This window comes from Streptomyces sp. NBC_00690, assembly GCF_036226685.1.
Classification (GTDB): domain Bacteria; phylum Actinomycetota; class Actinomycetes; order Streptomycetales; family Streptomycetaceae; genus Streptomyces.
The window spans coordinates 5,124,180-5,141,086 of the sequence record NZ_CP109009.1 but is presented as its reverse complement, the minus strand read 5'-3'; the positions used below and the strand labels follow the sequence as shown (position 1 = coordinate 5,141,086).

General features: G+C 67.5%; 17 protein-coding genes, 3 tRNA genes and 1 pseudogene. 4 read left to right on the top strand and 17 right to left on the bottom strand.

Going from position 1 to position 16,907, the window contains the following annotated elements; genetic code table 11:
- Positions 1-372 precede the first annotated feature (372 nt).
- The 8 genes from rplL to OID54_RS22495 all read right to left on the bottom strand — a co-directional run bounded on the left by rplL (position 373) and on the right by OID54_RS22495 (position 6,044).
- Positions 373-756 carry a 50S ribosomal protein L7/L12 gene (gene rplL, locus OID54_RS22530; RefSeq protein WP_329022150.1) on the bottom strand — a complete coding sequence of 128 codons (384 nt, stop codon included), beginning with the start codon at positions 754-756 and terminating at the stop codon, positions 373-375.
- A 110-nt stretch (positions 757-866) separates the two neighbouring features.
- Complete coding sequence (gene rplJ, locus OID54_RS22525; RefSeq protein WP_329022148.1) at positions 867-1,397, bottom strand: 50S ribosomal protein L10; 531 nt, start codon at positions 1,395-1,397, stop codon at positions 867-869.
- Positions 1,398-2,117: 720 nt separating this feature from the next.
- Positions 2,118-3,044: a DUF6612 family protein gene (locus OID54_RS22520; RefSeq protein WP_329022145.1), complete on the bottom strand. Its 927-nt coding sequence runs from the start codon at positions 3,042-3,044 to the stop codon at positions 2,118-2,120.
- Positions 3,045-3,191: 147 nt separating this feature from the next.
- Positions 3,192-3,914: a 50S ribosomal protein L1 gene (gene rplA / locus OID54_RS22515; RefSeq protein WP_329022143.1), complete on the bottom strand. Its 723-nt coding sequence runs from the start codon at positions 3,912-3,914 to the stop codon at positions 3,192-3,194.
- 77 nt (positions 3,915-3,991) lie between these two features.
- Positions 3,992-4,426 (bottom strand): 50S ribosomal protein L11, encoded by a 435-nt coding sequence (gene rplK, locus OID54_RS22510; RefSeq protein ID WP_329022141.1) that lies wholly within the window; start codon positions 4,424-4,426, stop codon positions 3,992-3,994.
- Between the two features lie 177 nt (positions 4,427-4,603).
- A complete protein-coding gene (gene nusG, locus OID54_RS22505; protein WP_329022138.1) occupies positions 4,604-5,506 on the bottom strand; it encodes a transcription termination/antitermination protein NusG in 903 nt (300 codons plus the stop codon).
- Positions 5,507-5,581: 75 nt separating this feature from the next.
- Entirely contained in the window at positions 5,582-5,863 is a 282-nt protein-coding gene (gene secE / locus OID54_RS22500; RefSeq protein ID WP_329022136.1) for a preprotein translocase subunit SecE, read from the bottom strand.
- 108 nt (positions 5,864-5,971) lie between these two features.
- A tRNA-Trp gene (locus tag OID54_RS22495) sits at positions 5,972-6,044 on the bottom strand.
- Positions 6,045-6,306: 262 nt separating this feature from the next.
- Here OID54_RS22495 and OID54_RS22490 point away from each other — a divergent pair.
- Both OID54_RS22490 and OID54_RS22485 read left to right on the top strand, forming a co-directional pair.
- On the top strand, positions 6,307-7,533 hold the full coding sequence (locus OID54_RS22490; RefSeq protein ID WP_329022135.1) for a pyridoxal phosphate-dependent aminotransferase: 1,227 nt from the start codon (positions 6,307-6,309) through the stop codon (positions 7,531-7,533).
- Between the two features lie 140 nt (positions 7,534-7,673).
- Positions 7,674-8,693 (top strand): adenosine deaminase, encoded by a 1,020-nt coding sequence (locus OID54_RS22485; RefSeq protein WP_329022133.1) that lies wholly within the window; start codon positions 7,674-7,676, stop codon positions 8,691-8,693.
- A gap of 11 nt (positions 8,694-8,704) precedes the next feature.
- Here OID54_RS22485 and OID54_RS22480 read toward each other — a convergent pair whose 3' ends face one another.
- Entirely contained in the window at positions 8,705-9,307 is a 603-nt protein-coding gene (locus OID54_RS22480; protein ID WP_329022131.1) for a TetR/AcrR family transcriptional regulator, read from the bottom strand.
- 109 nt (positions 9,308-9,416) lie between these two features.
- Between OID54_RS22480 and OID54_RS22475 the strand changes: the two genes are divergently transcribed.
- Positions 9,417-10,049, top strand: coding sequence for an NAD(P)-dependent oxidoreductase (locus tag OID54_RS22475; protein WP_329022129.1), 633 nt, complete (start codon positions 9,417-9,419; stop codon positions 10,047-10,049).
- A gap of 61 nt (positions 10,050-10,110) precedes the next feature.
- Here OID54_RS22475 and OID54_RS22470 read toward each other — a convergent pair whose 3' ends face one another.
- The 8 genes and pseudogenes from OID54_RS22470 to OID54_RS22435 form a co-directional block, all read right to left on the bottom strand.
- Positions 10,111-11,175: a UDP-N-acetylmuramate dehydrogenase gene (locus tag OID54_RS22470; protein ID WP_329022126.1), complete on the bottom strand. Its 1,065-nt coding sequence runs from the start codon at positions 11,173-11,175 to the stop codon at positions 10,111-10,113.
- Between the two features lie 227 nt (positions 11,176-11,402).
- Positions 11,403-12,842, bottom strand: a complete 1,440-nt coding sequence (locus tag OID54_RS22465) for a DHA2 family efflux MFS transporter permease subunit (protein WP_329022124.1) — start codon at positions 12,840-12,842, stop codon at positions 11,403-11,405.
- 393 nt (positions 12,843-13,235) lie between these two features.
- A pseudogene (locus OID54_RS22460) lies at positions 13,236-13,763 on the bottom strand (TetR/AcrR family transcriptional regulator); the annotation flags it as partial.
- Positions 13,764-13,882: 119 nt separating this feature from the next.
- Positions 13,883-14,311, bottom strand: coding sequence for a MaoC family dehydratase (locus tag OID54_RS22455; protein WP_329022121.1), 429 nt, complete (start codon positions 14,309-14,311; stop codon positions 13,883-13,885).
- Entirely contained in the window at positions 14,311-14,763 is a 453-nt protein-coding gene (locus tag OID54_RS22450) for a MaoC family dehydratase N-terminal domain-containing protein (RefSeq protein ID WP_329022119.1), read from the bottom strand. The genes OID54_RS22455 and OID54_RS22450 overlap by 1 nt, the downstream gene beginning before the upstream one ends.
- A gap of 129 nt (positions 14,764-14,892) precedes the next feature.
- Positions 14,893-15,057, bottom strand: coding sequence for a 50S ribosomal protein L33 (rpmG, locus tag OID54_RS22445; protein WP_018385553.1), 165 nt, complete (start codon positions 15,055-15,057; stop codon positions 14,893-14,895).
- Positions 15,058-15,150: 93 nt separating this feature from the next.
- Positions 15,151-15,223, bottom strand: a tRNA-Met gene (locus OID54_RS22440).
- Positions 15,224-15,269: 46 nt separating this feature from the next.
- Positions 15,270-15,342 (bottom strand) — tRNA-Thr (locus OID54_RS22435).
- A 328-nt stretch (positions 15,343-15,670) separates the two neighbouring features.
- On the opposite strand from OID54_RS22435, the gene OID54_RS22430 reads away from it, so the two are divergent.
- The gene (locus tag OID54_RS22430; protein ID WP_329022117.1) at positions 15,671-16,891 is read left to right on the top strand and encodes an amidohydrolase family protein; all 1,221 of its coding nucleotides are present in this window, start codon (positions 15,671-15,673) and stop codon (positions 16,889-16,891) included.
- The last annotated feature ends 16 nt before the right edge of the window (positions 16,892-16,907 follow it).

Genomic DNA, 16,907 nt, shown 5'->3' with positions numbered 1-16,907 from the left:
GCCGCCGATCCATGCCTCGGATACGGATCGTTGTGGCGGCGCGTCCTGAGAATTGCGCGCTGCGTGCGGTTCGTCAAGGCCCCCTCCCCCCGGCTGGCTGCTGGGATCGTCACTGACCAGGGGCTGACCTGGGCCTGAGGCGCACGGTGAAGATCACCATACTCGGCGGTGCCAGAAGTGCAACGCAGCCCCCGCGGTACGCCGAAGGGCGACCACCCGGTTGGGTGATCGCCCTTAGCTGAGCCCTTCGTGTTCCTCCGGGGTCCTGGAAGGACCGGGAGGAACCCGTGCATCACGGACGGATCAGCAGAACTGCTCGCACCGTGGCACAGAACTCACAGAGTCACTGAGTGACGCTGAGGTGGTTCGGGGTCACTTGACCTCGACGGAGGCGCCGGCGCCCTTGAGGGACTCGGCAGCCTTCTCAGCGGCCTCCTTGGCGACCTTCTCCAGGACGGGCTTCGGGGCGCCGTCCACGAGGTCCTTGGCCTCCTTCAGACCCAGGGAGGTCAGCTCACGCACGACCTTGATGACCTGGATCTTCTTCTCGCCGGCACCGGTGAGGATGACGTCGAACTCGTCCTGCTCCTCGACGGCCTCGGCGGCGGCAGCAGCGCCACCGGCGGCGGCAACGGCGACCGGGGCAGCGGCGGTGACGTCGAACTTGTCCTCGAACGCCTTCACGAAGCCGGCGAGCTCAAGGAGGGTCATGTCCTCGAACTGGGCAAGCAGGTCGTCCTGGCTGAGCTTCGCCATGATGGGCGATCCCTTCACTAAATCGGCGTGTGCCGGATGTATATGACGGCGGGCGTTCGGCCCGCTGCGATCAGCGCATGGGAACAGAGCTGATCAATGCGCGAGCCGAATTACTCGGCACCGCCCTGCTCGGCCTGCTTGGCACGAAGCGCCTCCGCGGTGCGGACGAACTTCGAGGGAAGCGCCTGGAAGAGCGCGGCAGCCTGGGACTGCTTGCCCTTCATGGCGCCCGCCAGCTTGGCGAGCAGAACCTCGCGGGACTCGAGGTCCGCAAGCTTCTTGATCTCATCGGCGGACATCGCCTTGCCATCAAGGACACCGCCCTTGATGATCAGGTTGGGGTTGTCCTTGGCGAAGTCACGAAGACCCTTCGCCGACTCCACCGGGTCACCGGTGACGAAGGCAACCGCCGTCGGACCGTTGAACAGGTCGTCGAGCGTGTTGATCCCGGCCTCGTTGGCCGCAATCTTGGTCAGCGTGTTCTTCACCACGGCGTACTGGGCGTTCTCACCGAGTGAGCGGCGCAGCTGCTTGAGCTGTGCCACGGTGAGACCCCGGTACTCGGTCAGCACGGCGGCGTTCGAGCTGCGGAACTGGTCCGCCAGCTCGGCTACCGCGGCAGCCTTGTCGGGCCTTGCCATGAGCATCGGCCTCCTTCCGGGTGATGAGGACCGCGCGGACCCGAAGGAGGAAACTGTGCAAAACGAAACGCCCCGGCGCAGGCGCACGGGGCTGAGCTCGACCGAATGGAACTCGGGAGCTTGACACTGTGTCACCTGCGCAGGCCGTCCGCAGCTAGCGGATTCCTTCGGTCGCCGCACTCTCAGAAGAGCAAGCGGCAACGACCAGCGGTCTTTGGCTTCTGGGGAAGACTACGTGAGCGGTTCCGTTAGAAGCAAATCGCCCTGTACGGCCTGGTCAGGGTGGGTGTGCCCAACCGAGGAAGCCATGGCGCGGGCGTCGATCGGGCCCTGTGCCACCGCCGGGAACCCACCCGCTCCGCCGGACGGCGATTCTCGGCCATCGCACATGACCGTGCCCTCCACCGAAGCTCTCCATGCCGGCGCGGCAGCAAGCACGCCCCAGGGGCACCACCAGCCCCACTGAGAACACCGGAGCCGGCCGATGGGGCCGATGAGCGGAGCAACGTGCACAGGCCCGCCAGCGGGCTGCCACGAGCCCGCGCCCCAGCGCTCACGACCTCACGACCTCACGACCTCACGACGACGGTGAGCCGTGCTGGATCCGGTCGCCCCGGAAGTCACCGCACCGCCCGTCCTCGGGCTCCCGGGATTCTGCTTCCGCCGGGCGCGACCTTCAGAACCCGTCAGGATGCCCGACAAGCGCCCTCAGACTCGGGGCTAGCTCTGGGTGGAACCCTCGTCGAGCTTCTCCAGCCCCTTCATCTCCTTGCTGAGGTCCCCGAGCTCCTTGAAGAGCTCCATCAGGTCCGCGGTCTCACTGGCCGGCGGAGCCTTCACCGACGCCTTGGTGCCGTAGTCGGAGTAGTCGGCGCTGGTGACGAGCTTGCCCTTGCCCTCGGGGAAGTTCATGGTCACGTTCATCCGGACCGGATAGTCGTCCTTGTTGACCCAGACCTCGGTCTCGAAGCCCTTCATCTTGGACTTCTTCATCTTCGCCAGCAGGTCGTCGCGCTCCTTCTTCTCCAGAAGGTCGAGCTTCGACTTCATCATCTCTTCGAAGGTCAGCGTGCCCTTGTAGTGCTGGGTCTGGACACCGTCGATCTTCTCCTCGCCGACCTTCTTCACATTCGGCGAGTCCAGCAGGAGCGCGAGCTGCTGAGCCGGGTCCTGGTTCATGTCCTCCATGCCCCCGGTCATCTGCTTCTGCAGCTCGGGGTCGCCCGACATCTCGGCGATCGCCCCGAAGTCCATCTTCATCCAGCGCTTGCCGTCCATCTCCTTGGCGGACTTGGCGCCCATGTCCACGTAGACGACGTTGTCGACCATGACCATGCGCGACTTCCCGGGCGCATCGGCGATGTCTTCCATGCCGGTCACGGTCATGTCCATCAGCACGGGGTCCCAGCCGACGACGCCGGACATCTGCATGTCGAGCTTCTCGCCACCGGCCGTGCCGTCGGAGCCCTTCATACTGATGTCGACCTTCGCCGACTTCGCATCGGCGGTCTTCTTGTGCGCGGCCGTGAGGACCTGCCCAACGGAACGCTCCTTCGTGCCCGACTCACTGCCACAACCGGCCACACCGGCGATGACGGCGACCGCCGTCAGCGACATGCCCGCGCGCTTCCATGCGGTCCTGCTCATGCCCCACCCCTTGAAGATCTCTTTACGAACGTTTGAACGGTATCCGACGCCTATGACACCGGCGCAACAGAAAAACCGGCCCCCTCACCTCGTAAGAGGCTTGGGGACCGGCTTTCGTTGTACGGAAACCCGCGACTGCTGTGTGGATCACACAGCGGCCGGGTCCTCCTCGACGAGGAGGTTGCGGGTGCGGTTGGCGTCCAGCGGGATGCCGGGGCCCATCGTGGTGGCCAGGGTCGCCTTCTTGATGTAGCGGCCCTTCGCAGCGGACGGCTTCAGACGGAGGATCTCCTCCAGCGCCGCGGCGTAGTTCTCGACCAGCTTCGTCTCGTCGAAGGAAACCTTGCCGATGATGAAGTGGAGGTTCGAGTGCTTGTCGACGCGGAACTCGATCTTGCCGCCCTTGATGTCCGTCACGGCCTTGACGACATCGGGGGTGACGGTGCCGGTCTTCGGGTTCGGCATCAGACCACGCGGACCGAGCACGCGGCCGAGACGACCGACCTTGCCCATGAGGTCCGGGGTGGCGACGACGGCGTCGAAGTCCAGACGGCCCTTCGCCACCTCGTCGATCAGTTCGTCGGCGCCGACGATGTCGGCGCCCGCGGCACGCGCGGCCTCGGCACGGTCACCGGTCGCGAAGACCAGGACCCGGGCGGTCTTGCCGGTGCCGTGCGGAAGGTTCACGGTGCCACGGACCATCTGGTCCGCCTTGCGCGGGTCGACACCCAGACGCATGGCGACCTCGACGGTCGCGTCGAACTTGATGGACGTGGTGTCCTTGGCCAGACGGACGGCCTCAAGCGGGGCGTACACGCGCTCCCGGCTGATCTTGGCGTCCGCAGCGCGGAGAGACTTGCTGCGCTTCACTTCAGCTCCTGTATTTCAGGTATGGAGTTGTGGTGCGGACCAGCGCTGGCCCTACCACGGAGGTCAGACGGGGACTGTCAGCCCTCGACCGTGATGCCCATGGAACGGGCGGTGCCGGCGATGATCTTCTCGGCGGCGTCCAGGTCGTTGGCGTTCAGGTCGGGCATCTTGGTGGTGGCGATGTCACGGACCTGGGCGCGCGTCAGCTTGGCGACCTTGGTCTTGTGCGGCTCGCCGGAGCCCTTGTCCACACCCGCGGCCTTGAGGATCAGCTTGGCGGCCGGCGGAGTCTTGGTCACGAAGGTGAAGGAACGGTCGTCGTAGACCGTGATCTCCACCGGCACGACCATGCCACGCTGCGACTCGGTCGCGGCGTTGTAGGCCTTGCAGAACTCCATGATGTTGACGCCGTGCTGACCCAGGGCGGGGCCGACCGGCGGAGCCGGGTTGGCCGCGCCGGCCTGGATCTGGAGCTTGATAAGCCCCGTGACCTTCTTCTTCTTGGGAGGCATTGCTCTCTCCGGGTCCTAGTGAGAGTTTCCAGCACTCCACCCGATCATCCGGATGGAGGCATACCGCACAACGATAACGGGTATAGGTGCGCGGATAAAAACCGACAGGTCAGAACGGCCGCGAGGGCTGTTCTGACCTGGTCGGAAGCTGTTGCGTACGCAGTGAGCGGCGTACGGCTAGTTCTTCTGGATCTGGTCGAAACTCAGCTCGACCGGCGTCTCACGGCCGAAGATCTCGACCAGGCCCTTGACCTTCTTCGAGTCAGCGTTGATCTCGTTGATGGTCGCCTGGAGCGTGGCGAACGGACCGTCGGTGACGGTGACCGAGTCGCCGACCTCGAAGTCCAGCACCTGAACCTCGACCCGACGGGAAGGAGCGGCCTTGCCCTCGGCCTCGGCAGCCTCGCGCGCCGCCTTCTCCTCCGCCTCGGGAGCGAGCATCTTGACGATCTCGTCCAGCGTCAGCGGGTACGGGTCATAGGCGTTGCCCACGAAGCCGGTGACTCCGGGGGTGTTGCGGACGACGCCCCAGGACTCGTTGGTGAGGTCCATGCGGACCAGGACGTAACCGGGAAGCTTGTTCTGGCGGACGTTCTTGCGCTCGCCGTTCTTGATCTGGACGATCTCTTCCTCGGGCACTTCGGCCTGGTAGATGAACTCCTCGACGTTCAGCGAGACGGCACGCTGCTCCAGGTTCGCCTTCACACGCTTCTCGTAGCCCGCGTAGGTGTGGATGACGTACCACTCGCCGGGGAGCAGACGCAGTTCCTCGCGGAGTGCGGCGATCGGGTCGACCGGAGCCTCGGGCTCGGCCTCGACACTCGCGGCGTCTTCAGCATCAATGGCGCCGTCGGCTTCAACGTCGTCGTCGGCATCAGCGTCGGCCTCGTCGGCGTCCGCAGCCTCTTCGGAGTCAGTGTGCACAGCAGCCTCTTCGGCCGGCTCACCGGCCGCTGCGTCTGCAGCCTCGGCCTGGTCCTCGTCGGCCGCCTCAACGATGTCGAGCTCGTCCTCTGAGGACTCGGCGGATTCGAAGCTCTCGCCCGGCTCGACGGCCTCGTTCAGGTTCGGGTCAGACACGGTGGCTGCTTCTTTCTGGATACAGATGGGTGGAACGTACGAAAGGCTGCCGCCATGCCGACGCCCTCCGTGGGATCAGCCGAAGACGTACTTGACGGCTTCCTGGAATCCATAGTCCATCACGGTCACCAGACCGATCATGATGACAACGAAGACAATCACCACTGTGGTGTATGTCGTCAGCTGATTGCGCGTAGGCCAGACGACCTTGCGCAGCTCGGCGACGATCTGCCGGTAGAAGAGCGCGAGACGGCCCAGAGGGCCCTTCTTTCCGCGCTTACCGCCCTTGCGGGACTTCTTCTGAGGCGCTTCGTCCTCGGCATCAGGCGTGTCGATGGAGCCCACGGCGTCCGTCACTTTCTTTCACCTGATTCCGGGTCGTGGCCGTGCCGCACCCGGTGGAGCCGCACGGCGGTTCATCTACTGCACGTACATGCGCACACAGCCTGCGGAAGGCTTGTGTAGCAGGGCCGGAGGGACTTGAACCCCCAACCGCTGGTTTTGGAGACCAGTGCTCTACCAATTGAGCTACGACCCTTTGTGGCTTCCCCAACCTACCGTATCCAAGGATGTGGTCGGTGCGGGCCAACGACGAGTGAGTGTACGTGGTCGTCGGCCCGACGTCGAACAGATAGCCCCCCAGCGCTTCTTGCGTCCCTCTTGTACCGGCCTGGCACCGACTCCGCACCGACCCGGTGCGCTCCCAGCGGGTCGAGCGGCTGCCGACCTGGGGAGCGCTCGATGTCCGCGGGGCGAAACACTTGTGCCGGGCATGATTGCCGTCTGGGACGATGGATCGTATGAGCGCTGCAACCTCTCCCACCGAGCGCCGGGTCTCCGCGCGCATCGCCGCGATCTCCGAGTCCGCGACCCTCGCCGTCGACGCCAAGGCGAAGGCCCTCAAGGCCGCCGGACGTCCGGTGATCGGCTTCGGTGCCGGTGAGCCCGACTTCCCGACGCCCGACTACATCGTCGAGGCCGCGATCGAAGGCTGCCGAAACCCGAAGTTCCACCGCTACACCCCGGCGGGCGGTCTGCCGGAGCTGAAGAAGGCCATCGCCGAGAAGACCCTGCGGGACTCCGGCTATGAGGTCGACCCGGCGCAGATCCTGGTGACCAACGGCGGGAAGCAGGCGATCTACGAGGCATTCGCCGCGATCCTGGACCCGGGTGACGAGGTCATCGTGCCCGCTCCTTACTGGACCACCTACCCCGAGTCGATCCGGCTCGCCGGCGGTGTGCCGGTGGACGTCGTCGCCGACGAGACCACCGGCTACCGGGTCTCGATCGAGCAGTTGGAGGCCGCGCGCACCGAGCGCACGAAGGTGGTCCTCTTCGTCTCCCCGTCCAACCCGACCGGCGCCGTCTACAGCCGGGAGGACACCGAGGCGATCGGGCGTTGGGCCGTCGAGCACGGACTGTGGGTCCTCACGGACGAGATCTACGAGCACCTGGTGTACGGGGACGCGGCCTTCACCTCGCTGCCCGCGGTGGTGCCCGAGCTGCGCGACAAGTGCATCGTCGTCAACGGCGTCGCCAAGACGTACGCCATGACCGGCTGGCGCGTGGGGTGGGTCGTGGGCCCCAAGGACGTGGTGAAGGCTGCGACCAACCTCCAGTCGCACGCCACGTCGAACGTCTCCAACGTGGCACAGGCCGCCGCCCTGGCCGCCGTGTCCGGGAACCTGGACGCGGTCGCCGAGATGCGGGAGGCGTTCGACCGCCGCCGACAGACCATCGTCCGGATGCTCAATGAGATCGACGGCGTCGTCTGCCCCGAGCCCGAGGGCGCCTTCTACGTCTATCCCTCGGTGAAGGCCCTGCTCGGCAAGGAGATCCGCGGCAAGCGCCCGCAGTCCTCGGTGGAGCTGGCCGCGTTGATCCTGGATGAGGTCGAGGTCGCGGTGGTCCCGGGCGAAGCCTTCGGCACCCCCGGCTATCTGCGCCTTTCCTACGCACTGGGTGACGAGGATCTCGCCGAGGGCGTCTCGCGCATCCAGAAGCTGCTGGCCGAGGCCACCGACTGACGGTTCAGGCCACGGGTCTCTTTGGATCGGCTCCTGTTCACGGGCGACGCTCGTGGGCAGGAGCCGATTCTTCGTTCGGGCAAGGACCCGATCAGGGAATCCGGTTACCTCTCGGCGTGGCGGTGCGGCAAGATCCTGGAATGGACCATGTACGTGACGTCAGCCGGCTCCCCAAAGCCCATCTCCATCTGCACTTCACCGGCTCGATGCGGCCCTCCACCATGCTCGAACTGGCTGATAAGTACGGCGTCCACCTGCCTGACGCCCTGACCGGGGGCGAGCCTCCGAAGCTGCGCGCCACGGATGAGCGCGGCTGGTTCCGCTTCCAGCGCCTCTACGACATCGCACGCTCGTGTCTACGGAGTCCCGAAGACATTCAGCGACTGGTGCGGGAGGCCGCCGAGGAAGATGTCAGGGATGGTTCCGGTTGGCTGGAAATACAGGTCGATCCGACGTCGTACGCACCCCTTCTCGGCGGGTTGATCCCCGCCCTGGAGATCATTTTGGACGCGGTGGACCGTGCGGCGCGTGCGACCGGGCTGGGGATGCGGGTGCTGGTCGCAGCGAACCGTATGAAGCACCCGTTGGAGGCCCGTACGCTCGCTCGTCTCGCCGTGCGGTACGCCGACCAGGGCATCGTCGGGTTCGGGTTGTCCAATGACGAGCGCCGGGGCATGGCCAGGGACTTCGACCGTGCGTTCGCCATCGCCAGGACGGGCGGTCTGTTGGCCGCGCCGCACGGCGGGGAGCTGAGCGGCCCGTCGTCGGTGCGGGACTGTCTGGACGACCTCCATGCGGCCCGGGTCGGTCACGGAGTGCGGGCGGCGGAGGATCCCCGGCTGCTGCGGCAGCTCGCCGATCGCGGTGTGACCTGCGAGGTCTGCCCCTCGTCGAATGTGGCCCTGGGCGTGTACGAGAAGCCTGAGGACGTGCCGCTGCGGACGTTGTACGACGCCGGTGTGCCGATGGCGCTCGGGGCAGACGACCCGCTGCTGTTCGGTTCCCGGCTGGCCGCCCAGTACGACTTCGCGCGCAAGCACCATGCGTTCACGGACGAGGAGCTGGCGGAGCTGGCCCGGCAGTCGGTGCGGGGGTCGGCGGCGCCCGCGGACGTACAGGGGAAGCTGCTGGCCGGGATCGACGACTGGCTGACCGACTGACCGACGGCTCGTCACTCAGGCGCGCGGATACCGCCCAGCAGGGTGCGGGCGAGATCGGCGGCGAACGCGTCGAGCGGGGGCGGGGCGACTCCGCCCTCCGCGCTGTCGTAGGCGAAGGCCCGGTGGGCGCAGGCGCCGAGCAGCAGTGAAGCGGCGGCGTAGGTGTCGGCGTCCGCTGCGATGCGGCCCACCTCCTGCTCGGCCCGCAGATACCGGTCGAGGCCGTGGATGGGCTTGTGCGGCCCGGTGCCCAGGGCGCGCAGTGCGGCTTCGTGTCGGGCCTTGAGTCGGGGGTCGGCGTACAGCGACGCAGCGATCGGGAGGGTCTGGGCGTAGAACCGGGCGGCCTGTCGGACCACTTCGACGAGATTGCCTTCGATGCTTCCGGCGCCTGGGCTTGCGGTGAGATCGCTCAGCAGCGGACCCAGCTTCGGCAGCCGCTCGTCGAGGACCGCGATGAACAGTTCCTCCTTGCTGGCGAAGCTCTTGTAGAGCGCGGCCTCCGAGCAGGCCGCGGCCCTGGCGATCTCCTTCGTGGTGGTGCGGGCCAGCCCCAGGCTGAGCATGAGGTCGTACGCGGCGTCGAGGATGCGGGTACGTGCCGGTTTCTGCATGGTCTTCTTGGTGTCCTCTGACGGAAATCGATCTCTGGACTTGACGGGTGAGTGAGTACTTACCCACCCTAGGGGTGAGTGAACACTTACCCCCTTGGAGGCGCGACCGATGAGGTACACCGTTTTCGGAGCGACCGGCGGAGTCGGTCGGGAAATCGTCACCCAGGCACTGGCCGCCGGCCATGAGGTGACGGCAGTCGTCCGCGATCCGTCGCGCTACACCGTCACGAGCCCCGGCCTCACGGTGTTCGAGGCCGACCTGGCGAAGCCGGAGACCCTGCGACCGGCCGTGGCGGGCCGGGACGCCGTGCTCTCGGGCCTGGGCGCCCGCACCCGGGCTGACGCAGGGATCGCCACGACCCTGACGCGCGCGGTGCTGACCGCCATGGAGGCGGAGGGCACCCGTCGGCTGGTCGTGGTGAGCGCGACACCGCTCGGCGGATCCCCTCAGGGGGAGAGCCTGCTCGACCGGGTATCCATGAGCGTGGTCTCCACCGTGTTCAAGGACCTGTACCGGGATCTGCGCGCCATGGAAGCGGCGCTGGCCAACAGCGATACCGACTGGACCGCCGTACGCCCGCCCCGGCTCCTGAACAAGCCGCTGACCGGTGTCTACCGCACGGCGATCGGGGGCAACCCCCGCGCCGCCCGGACCATCGCACGGGCGGACGTGGCCCATGCGATGCTCGCGCAGGTGGCCCGGAGAGAGACGGTGGGGCAGGCCGTGGGAGTCGCCTACTAGGCGTACCGCCCCGACGGTCGCGCCGGCCCGAACCTCCGCCCGGAACGGATGCAGCCCCTAGCTAGTCGGATCCGAGGCTCACGCCGATGGTCACCGGCTCGTTGACCAGGGTGATCCCGAAGGCGTCCTCGACGCCCGCGACGACCTCCCGGGCGAGGGCGAGCAGATCGTCCGTGGTCGCCGCCCCCCTGTTGGTGAGCGCGAGGGTGTGCTTGGTCGAGATACGGGCCGGTCCGCTGCCGTACCCCTTGGTGAAACCGGCTCGGTCGATCAGCCAGGCCGCTGAGGTCTTGGTGCGCCCCTCCCCCGCGGGGTAGGCGGGCGGGGCGATCTCGTCGCCGAGGCGTTCCCGAACTCGGTCGAGGAAGGTCGTGTACTGCGCGGCACTCAGGATCGGGTTGGTGAAGAAGGACCCGGCGGACCAGGTGTCGTGGTCCTCGGGGTCGAGGACCATGCCCTTGCCCGCACGCAGTCTCAGCACGGCGCGGCGCACCTCGGCGAGATCGGCCCGGTCGCCCGGCTCCACACCGAGGAGTCGGGCGGTCTCCGCATACCGAATGGGTGCGGAGAGCCCATCGGCCTCTTCCAGCCGGAAGCGGACCCTCAGGACGACATAGCGGTCGGGGTGTTTCTTGAAGCGGCTGTGCCGGTAGGAGAAGTCGCACTCGGCGTTGGCGAGGGTGACCGTCCGGTCCTCGTGGCGGTCGTAGGCGACGACCTCGGTGATGGTCGAGGAGACTTCCTGGCCGTACGCTCCGACGTTCTGGATCGGGGTGGCTCCGGCCGAACCGGGAATCCCGGCCAGGCATTCGATGCCCGCCAGCCCCTCGGCCACGGAGAGGGCCACGGCGTCCGTCCAGATCTCGCCCGCGGCCAGTTCCAGTTCGGGGCCGTTCACCCGGCACCCCCGGGTGGCGATGCGCAGGGCCGTTCCCTCGAACCCCTTGTCGCCGATGACCAGATTGCTCCCGCCGCCGATGATCAGCAGCGGGGTGCCGGTGGTGTCCGCTTCCCTCACGGCCGCGATCACCTCGTCGTCCGTGGTGGCCGTCAGGAGCCGGGTGGCGGGGCCGCCGAGCCGGAAGGTGGTCAGGGGGGCGAGGGGGGCATCGTGGAGTTCCTGCACGGGACAAGGGTACGGGCCCGGAGTGCGCCGCCCCGGGGTACGGCTCTCGACGTTCGCCGTGGAGAGCCGCACCGCGGTATCGGGGACATGGCTGCCGGGGGCCAGAGCCCGGCAGCCGTGTCCCCGTCCACCAGGTTCATGTCCAGGCGACGGTGCACCGACATCCACACGGCACCCATGGCCCGGCGACCGCTTGCCCGAAGACGGGCGCCCGACGGAGGTCGACGTCAGACGGTTGCCGACGAACGGGCAGGAGTACGCACCGGGGGGAGTTCGTCCCGGTCGGAGTTCGCCCGTCGCTCCATCAGGAGAGCGGCGATCGCGCCGACAGCCACCGCCCCGGCGCCGATCCACAGGGCCGGCACTATGCCGTCCGTGAACGTCCACGGAGTGCTGTAGCCCCCTTGGGCGGCGAATACCGCCGCCAGCGCGGCGACGCCCAGTGCCCCGCCGACCTCCCGGAGCGCGTTGTTGGCACCTGACGCCATGCCCTGCTCGGCAGGTTGCACGCTGGACATGACCAGACTGGCTGCGGGCGCGAAGAAGAGCGCCATACCGAACCCGCCCGCGATCTGCGCCGGCAACATCGCCGCGTAGGACATCCCCGGCTCCAGGACCAGTGCGAAGAGTCCGAGGCCGATCGCCTGGAGGGTGAGGCTCGCGATGATGATCGGCCGGCCGCCGATCCGGTCGGAGAGGTATCCGGCTAGTGGGGAGACGAGGAGCGGCATTCCGGTCCACGGCAGCATCCGCAGCCCGGCCTCGGTGGGCGAGTACCCGAGGACGCTCTGCATGAACTGGCTGAGGAGGAAGATCGATCCGAACATGCCCAGGTACATCAGCATGCTCGCGGCGTTGATGCCGGCGAAGGTCCGGTCGCGGAACAGCCGCATGGGCAGCATGGAATGCCGGCTGACCGTGCCGTGGCGGACGAACGCCAGGAGCAGTGCGACGCCCACAGTCGCGCTGGTGACCACACCGACGCTGGTCCAGCCGTCCACATGCCCGTTGACCAGGGCGTAGACAACTCCGAACAGGCCACCGCTCACCAACAGGGTGCCGGGGACGTCGAGCCGGGGGTTCGGTGCGTGGGACTCCTCCAGCCGCATCCGGGCGAGGGGGAGCAGGACCAGACCGATCGGCACATTGAGCCAGAAGATCCACTGCCACGAGATGTGTTCGGTGAGACTGCCGCCGATGAGGGGGCCGCTGGCCACCGCCACTCCGGTCACCGCGCCAAGGATGCCCAGGGCCGCGCCCCGGCGCGCGGGCGGAACGGCGACCGTCAGCAGGGTGAGGGCCAGCGGCATCATGATCGCGGCGCCGACCCCCTGCACCGCACGGGCTGCGATCAGGGATTCGATGCTGGGGGCGAGCGCAGCACCGGCGGAAGCGGCGGTGAAGATCGACAATCCGATGGTGAAGAGCCGGCGACGGCCGAAGCGATCGCCGAGTGCGGCACCGAACAGCAGCAGCACGGCAAAGGTCAAGGTGTAGGCGCTGACCGTCCATTCCAGGTCCGCCAGCGCCCCGCCGAGGTCATCGCGGATGGCGGGTAGTGCGGTGGTGACGACGAGATTGTCCAGAGCGGCCATGAAGCCTGCGGCGCTCGTGATGACGATGGCCCAGGCGGTGCCGCCTCGACGTGCTGATGGTGGCTGGGTCACTGCTCCCCCATTTGATTAGTAATTGATCACTAACTTTTATGGACAGAAAGCTCCCCGGCTCAGCAAGAAGACGGGGAGACGGCCCGTCACCCCCACTCAGGGGAGGACGGGGGCCAGAAGGTCAGAAGGTCAGATCGACATGGGCATCAGCCCGTCGGGCCAAACGGTCGACAGTCACGTTCCGTCACCATCGCGCGGCCCGCGAACAGCGGGAACGACGTCCGGGGCGAGTCACCCCGCCTCGGATACCTCAGACACCACGGACACCTCAGGGGCATCAGACGCCTCGGGCGCCGGAGCGGCTGTCGACTCCGCACTCCCGCCCGGTCGTGGACCGTCCGCTGCCGGACCCGGTTCACGGTCATCGGGCGCCACCGGCGGGAACTCGCCGCCGAATCCGGCCCACACCCGGTGCTCCCCGGGGAATCCCAGGGTCGCCAGGGTGTTGATCAGCATGCCGGCGCTCATAAATTCCGTGGTGGCCTTGAGGTCCCCCCCGAACGCGAGGGACGCCCGGTCCCAGATCTCGGCCCACTCGGCGCGGATCAACTCGCCGAACTCATGATCGCCGACCGCTTCGGCCGAGGCCACGGCGACATACGTCTGCATCTGCATCAGCAGCCGCTCATGATCGTCGAGAAGCCGCAGATACGCCCCGGCCATCACGTCCTTCGGCGGGGCCTCGGGCTGCTCGGCCAGGGCGTCCGAGAACGCCGTGACGGTCTCTTCGAGGCAGCGCACACTCGCCGCGAGGAACAACTCCCGCTTGTTCTTGAAGAGGCGGAAGAGATACGGCTGCGAGACGCCGACCCGTTTGGCGATGGCCTCGGTCGAGGTGCCGGCATAGCCGCCCATCGCGAACTCGCTGATCGCCGCGCGGATGACACTCTCGCGTCGCTCCTGTGCACTCATCCTGACCATGCAAGTAAGTTAGTGACCAATCACTAAGTACGTCAACCGTCACCCGGTCGCGGTGCGAGCGCCACATGCATCAGGGGCGCCCGTCCGCGGAAGGGCACCCCTGATGAAACGCACACCGATCAGCCGAGCTGCACCACGGCACGGGACATGGTCAGAACCTTCTCACCGGCACTCGTCGCCACCAGGTCGACACGTACCCGACGGTCTTCCAGCAGGGCCGCGACCTTGCCACTGACCTCGATCACGGCGCCCTTCTCGTCATTCGGCACGACGACGGGCTTGGAGAAACGGACGCTGTACTCCACCAGCGCGCCCGGATCCCCGGTCCAGTCGGTCACCACACGGGCCGCCTCGGCCATGGTGAACATGCCGTGGGCGATCACATCAGGAAGCCCGACATCCACCGCGAACTTCTCGTTCCAGTGGATCGGGTTGAAGTCCCCGGAGGCACCGGCGTACCGAACCAATGTGGCGCGGTCCACAGGGAAACTCCGCACCGGCAGCTCGGTACCGACCTCGACGTCAGCGTAGGAGATCTTCCCCGTCATCACGCCTCCTCGGCGGCGCGCGCCACCAGCTTGGTCCACGCGGTCACCACGTGCTCACCGGCTTCGTCGCTCACCTCGCCGCGAATGTCCACGACGTCATTGCCCGCCAGTGTCTTGATGCTCTCAATGGTGGAGACGACGGTCAGCCTGTCCCCCGCCCGTACCGGTCTGGCATAGGCGAACCGCTGGTCACGGTGCACTACGCGGGCGTAGTCGAGGCCCAGGAGCGGGTCCTGAACCACGGCTTCGGCAGCCCGGAAACTGATCGCGAAGACAAAAGTCGGCGGAGCGATCACATCGGGGTACCCGAGCGCCTTCGCGGCCTCTTGATCGACGTATACGGGATTGTCGTCCCTCACCGCCTCGGCGAACTCGCGGATCTTTTCCCGGCCGACCTCATAGGGCGAGGTGGGCGGATAGGTCCGCCCTACGAAGGACTGGTCGAGCGCCATGAACTGGCTCCCTCCTGACAGATTTGACCATTCTGATCAACGGCCCGAGTTATCGGGACGCCGGGCCGTCGCAACAAATGCCACGAGGCCGCCCCCGAAAAAGGGGGCGGCCTCGTGGGACGAACCTGATCAGCGCGTCTCGCGATGCGCAGTGTGCGCCTTGCAGCGCGGGCAGTGCTTCTTGAGTTCAAGACGGTCCGGGTTGTTACGCCGGTTCTTCTTGGTGATGTAGTTCCGCTCCTTGCACTCCACGCAGGCCAGCGTGATCTTCGGGCGGACGTCGGTGGCAGCCACGTGAGTGCTCCTTGGACGGACTTAAACGACAGATGTTGAACGCATAAAAGAGTAGCCGATCGGAGGACCGACCCCGCAATCGGCTACTGTGTGTAGCGGTGACCGGACTTGAACCGGTGACACAGCGATTATGAGCCGCTTGCTCTACCGACTGAGCTACACCGCTGCGATATCAGTTCACCTCGCCCGAAGGCGAGGATCACCGACATCAGAGCCCCAATACGGAATCGAACCGTAGACCTTCTCCTTACCATGGAGACGCTCTACCGACTGAGCTATTGGGGCGAGCGATGAAGACATTACACGGTCGCCCACCGATCGCCCAAATCCGTTTCGTCGCCTGATGGCTGTGGCGACCGCTTTGCCGCGCACGGGCCCTCTGCGGACCCGGCCGGAGCCCCCTGCACGGCCGCTCGAAACCGGCTGCCGCCCCGTCACGGAACGCCGCGCCCACCAGCACTGCTACTCCTGTTTCCCTTGCGCACGGCCACACCGGTACGACTATTCCGCTCTTCCCAGAAGCCCACCCCTAGCGCCCCTAGGCTCGTCTCACGCTGTGTGATCTTCCCCTCGGCTCACACGCCCGAGCCCCGACCTCCCCCGCAGGAGCGCGATGCCCGACAGCCAGCCGCAGTCACCCGGCGGCGCGACCGCCGACACCACCGCGCTGCTGCTGTGCGGCGCCCGGCTGACGGACGGCCGCACCGTCGACGTACGACTCGGCGGCGGGCGGATCGAGGCGGTCGGCACCACGGGCAGCCTGAGCCCGCACTGCGCCCGGGTGGACCTCAGCGGCTACCTGCTGCTCCCCGCCCTCGCCGAACCGCACTCCCACGGCGACACGGCCCTCACCGCCGACTCCCCCGGCCCGGTCTCGTACGAGACGCAGGAGGTCCAACGCCGGGCCACCGAAGCCGCCCTGCTCCAACTGGGCCACGGAGCCACGGCACTGCGCTCCCACGTACGGATCGGCGATGTGCAGGGGCTCGGCCCGCTGGAAGCGGTGTTGCAGGCCCGGCGCTCCCTGCGCGGATTGGTCGACCTGACCACCGTGGCCGTGCCCAGGCTGCTGACCGGAGTTGCCGGTTCGGACGGTCTGGCGATGCTGCGGGACGCCGTGAAGATGGGTGCCGCCGTCGTGGGCGGCTGCCCCGACGCCGACCCCGACCCGACCGGATATGTGGAAGCGGTACTGGAAGTGGCCGCCGAGCACGGCTGTCCGGTCGACCTCCACACCCACGGCGACGATCCCGCCCGGCTCGCCCGGCTCGCGGCGATGGCCGGCGGTCTGCGCACGGGCGTGGCGATCGGACCGTGCTCGGGCCTGGCCCGACTGCCGCGCGCCGTGGCCGCCCGGGCCGCCGACCAACTCGCGGCATCCGGGGTCACCGTGGTCTGCCTCCCCCAGGGCGGCTGCGGAGCGATGGAGCAGCGCGGCACCGCGCCCGTACGACTGCTGAGAGCGGCCGGCGTAAGGGTCGCGGCCGGCAGCGGCGCCCTGCGGGACGTGGGGAACCCGGTGGGGCGCGGTGATCCGTTGGAGGCGGCCTATCTCCTGGCCTCCCAGGCCGGATTGCGGGCCCAGGACGCCTACGCGGCGGTGGCGACGGGGGCACGCGAGGTGATGGGGCTGCCGGAGGTACGGGTGGAGGCGGGCTTCCCGGCCGAGTTGCTCGCCGTGCGCGGGGAACAGCTCTCCGCCGTGCTGTCCCTCGCGTACAGCAGGATCGTGATCCATCGCGGTCGTGTGGTGGCCCGCACGAGCGCCGTACGGGAGTACTGCGACTCCGCGGTGTCCGTGGCGCTCGAACTACCGCGACAGGGACGGCCTTGACCTCCTCGGTGCGACG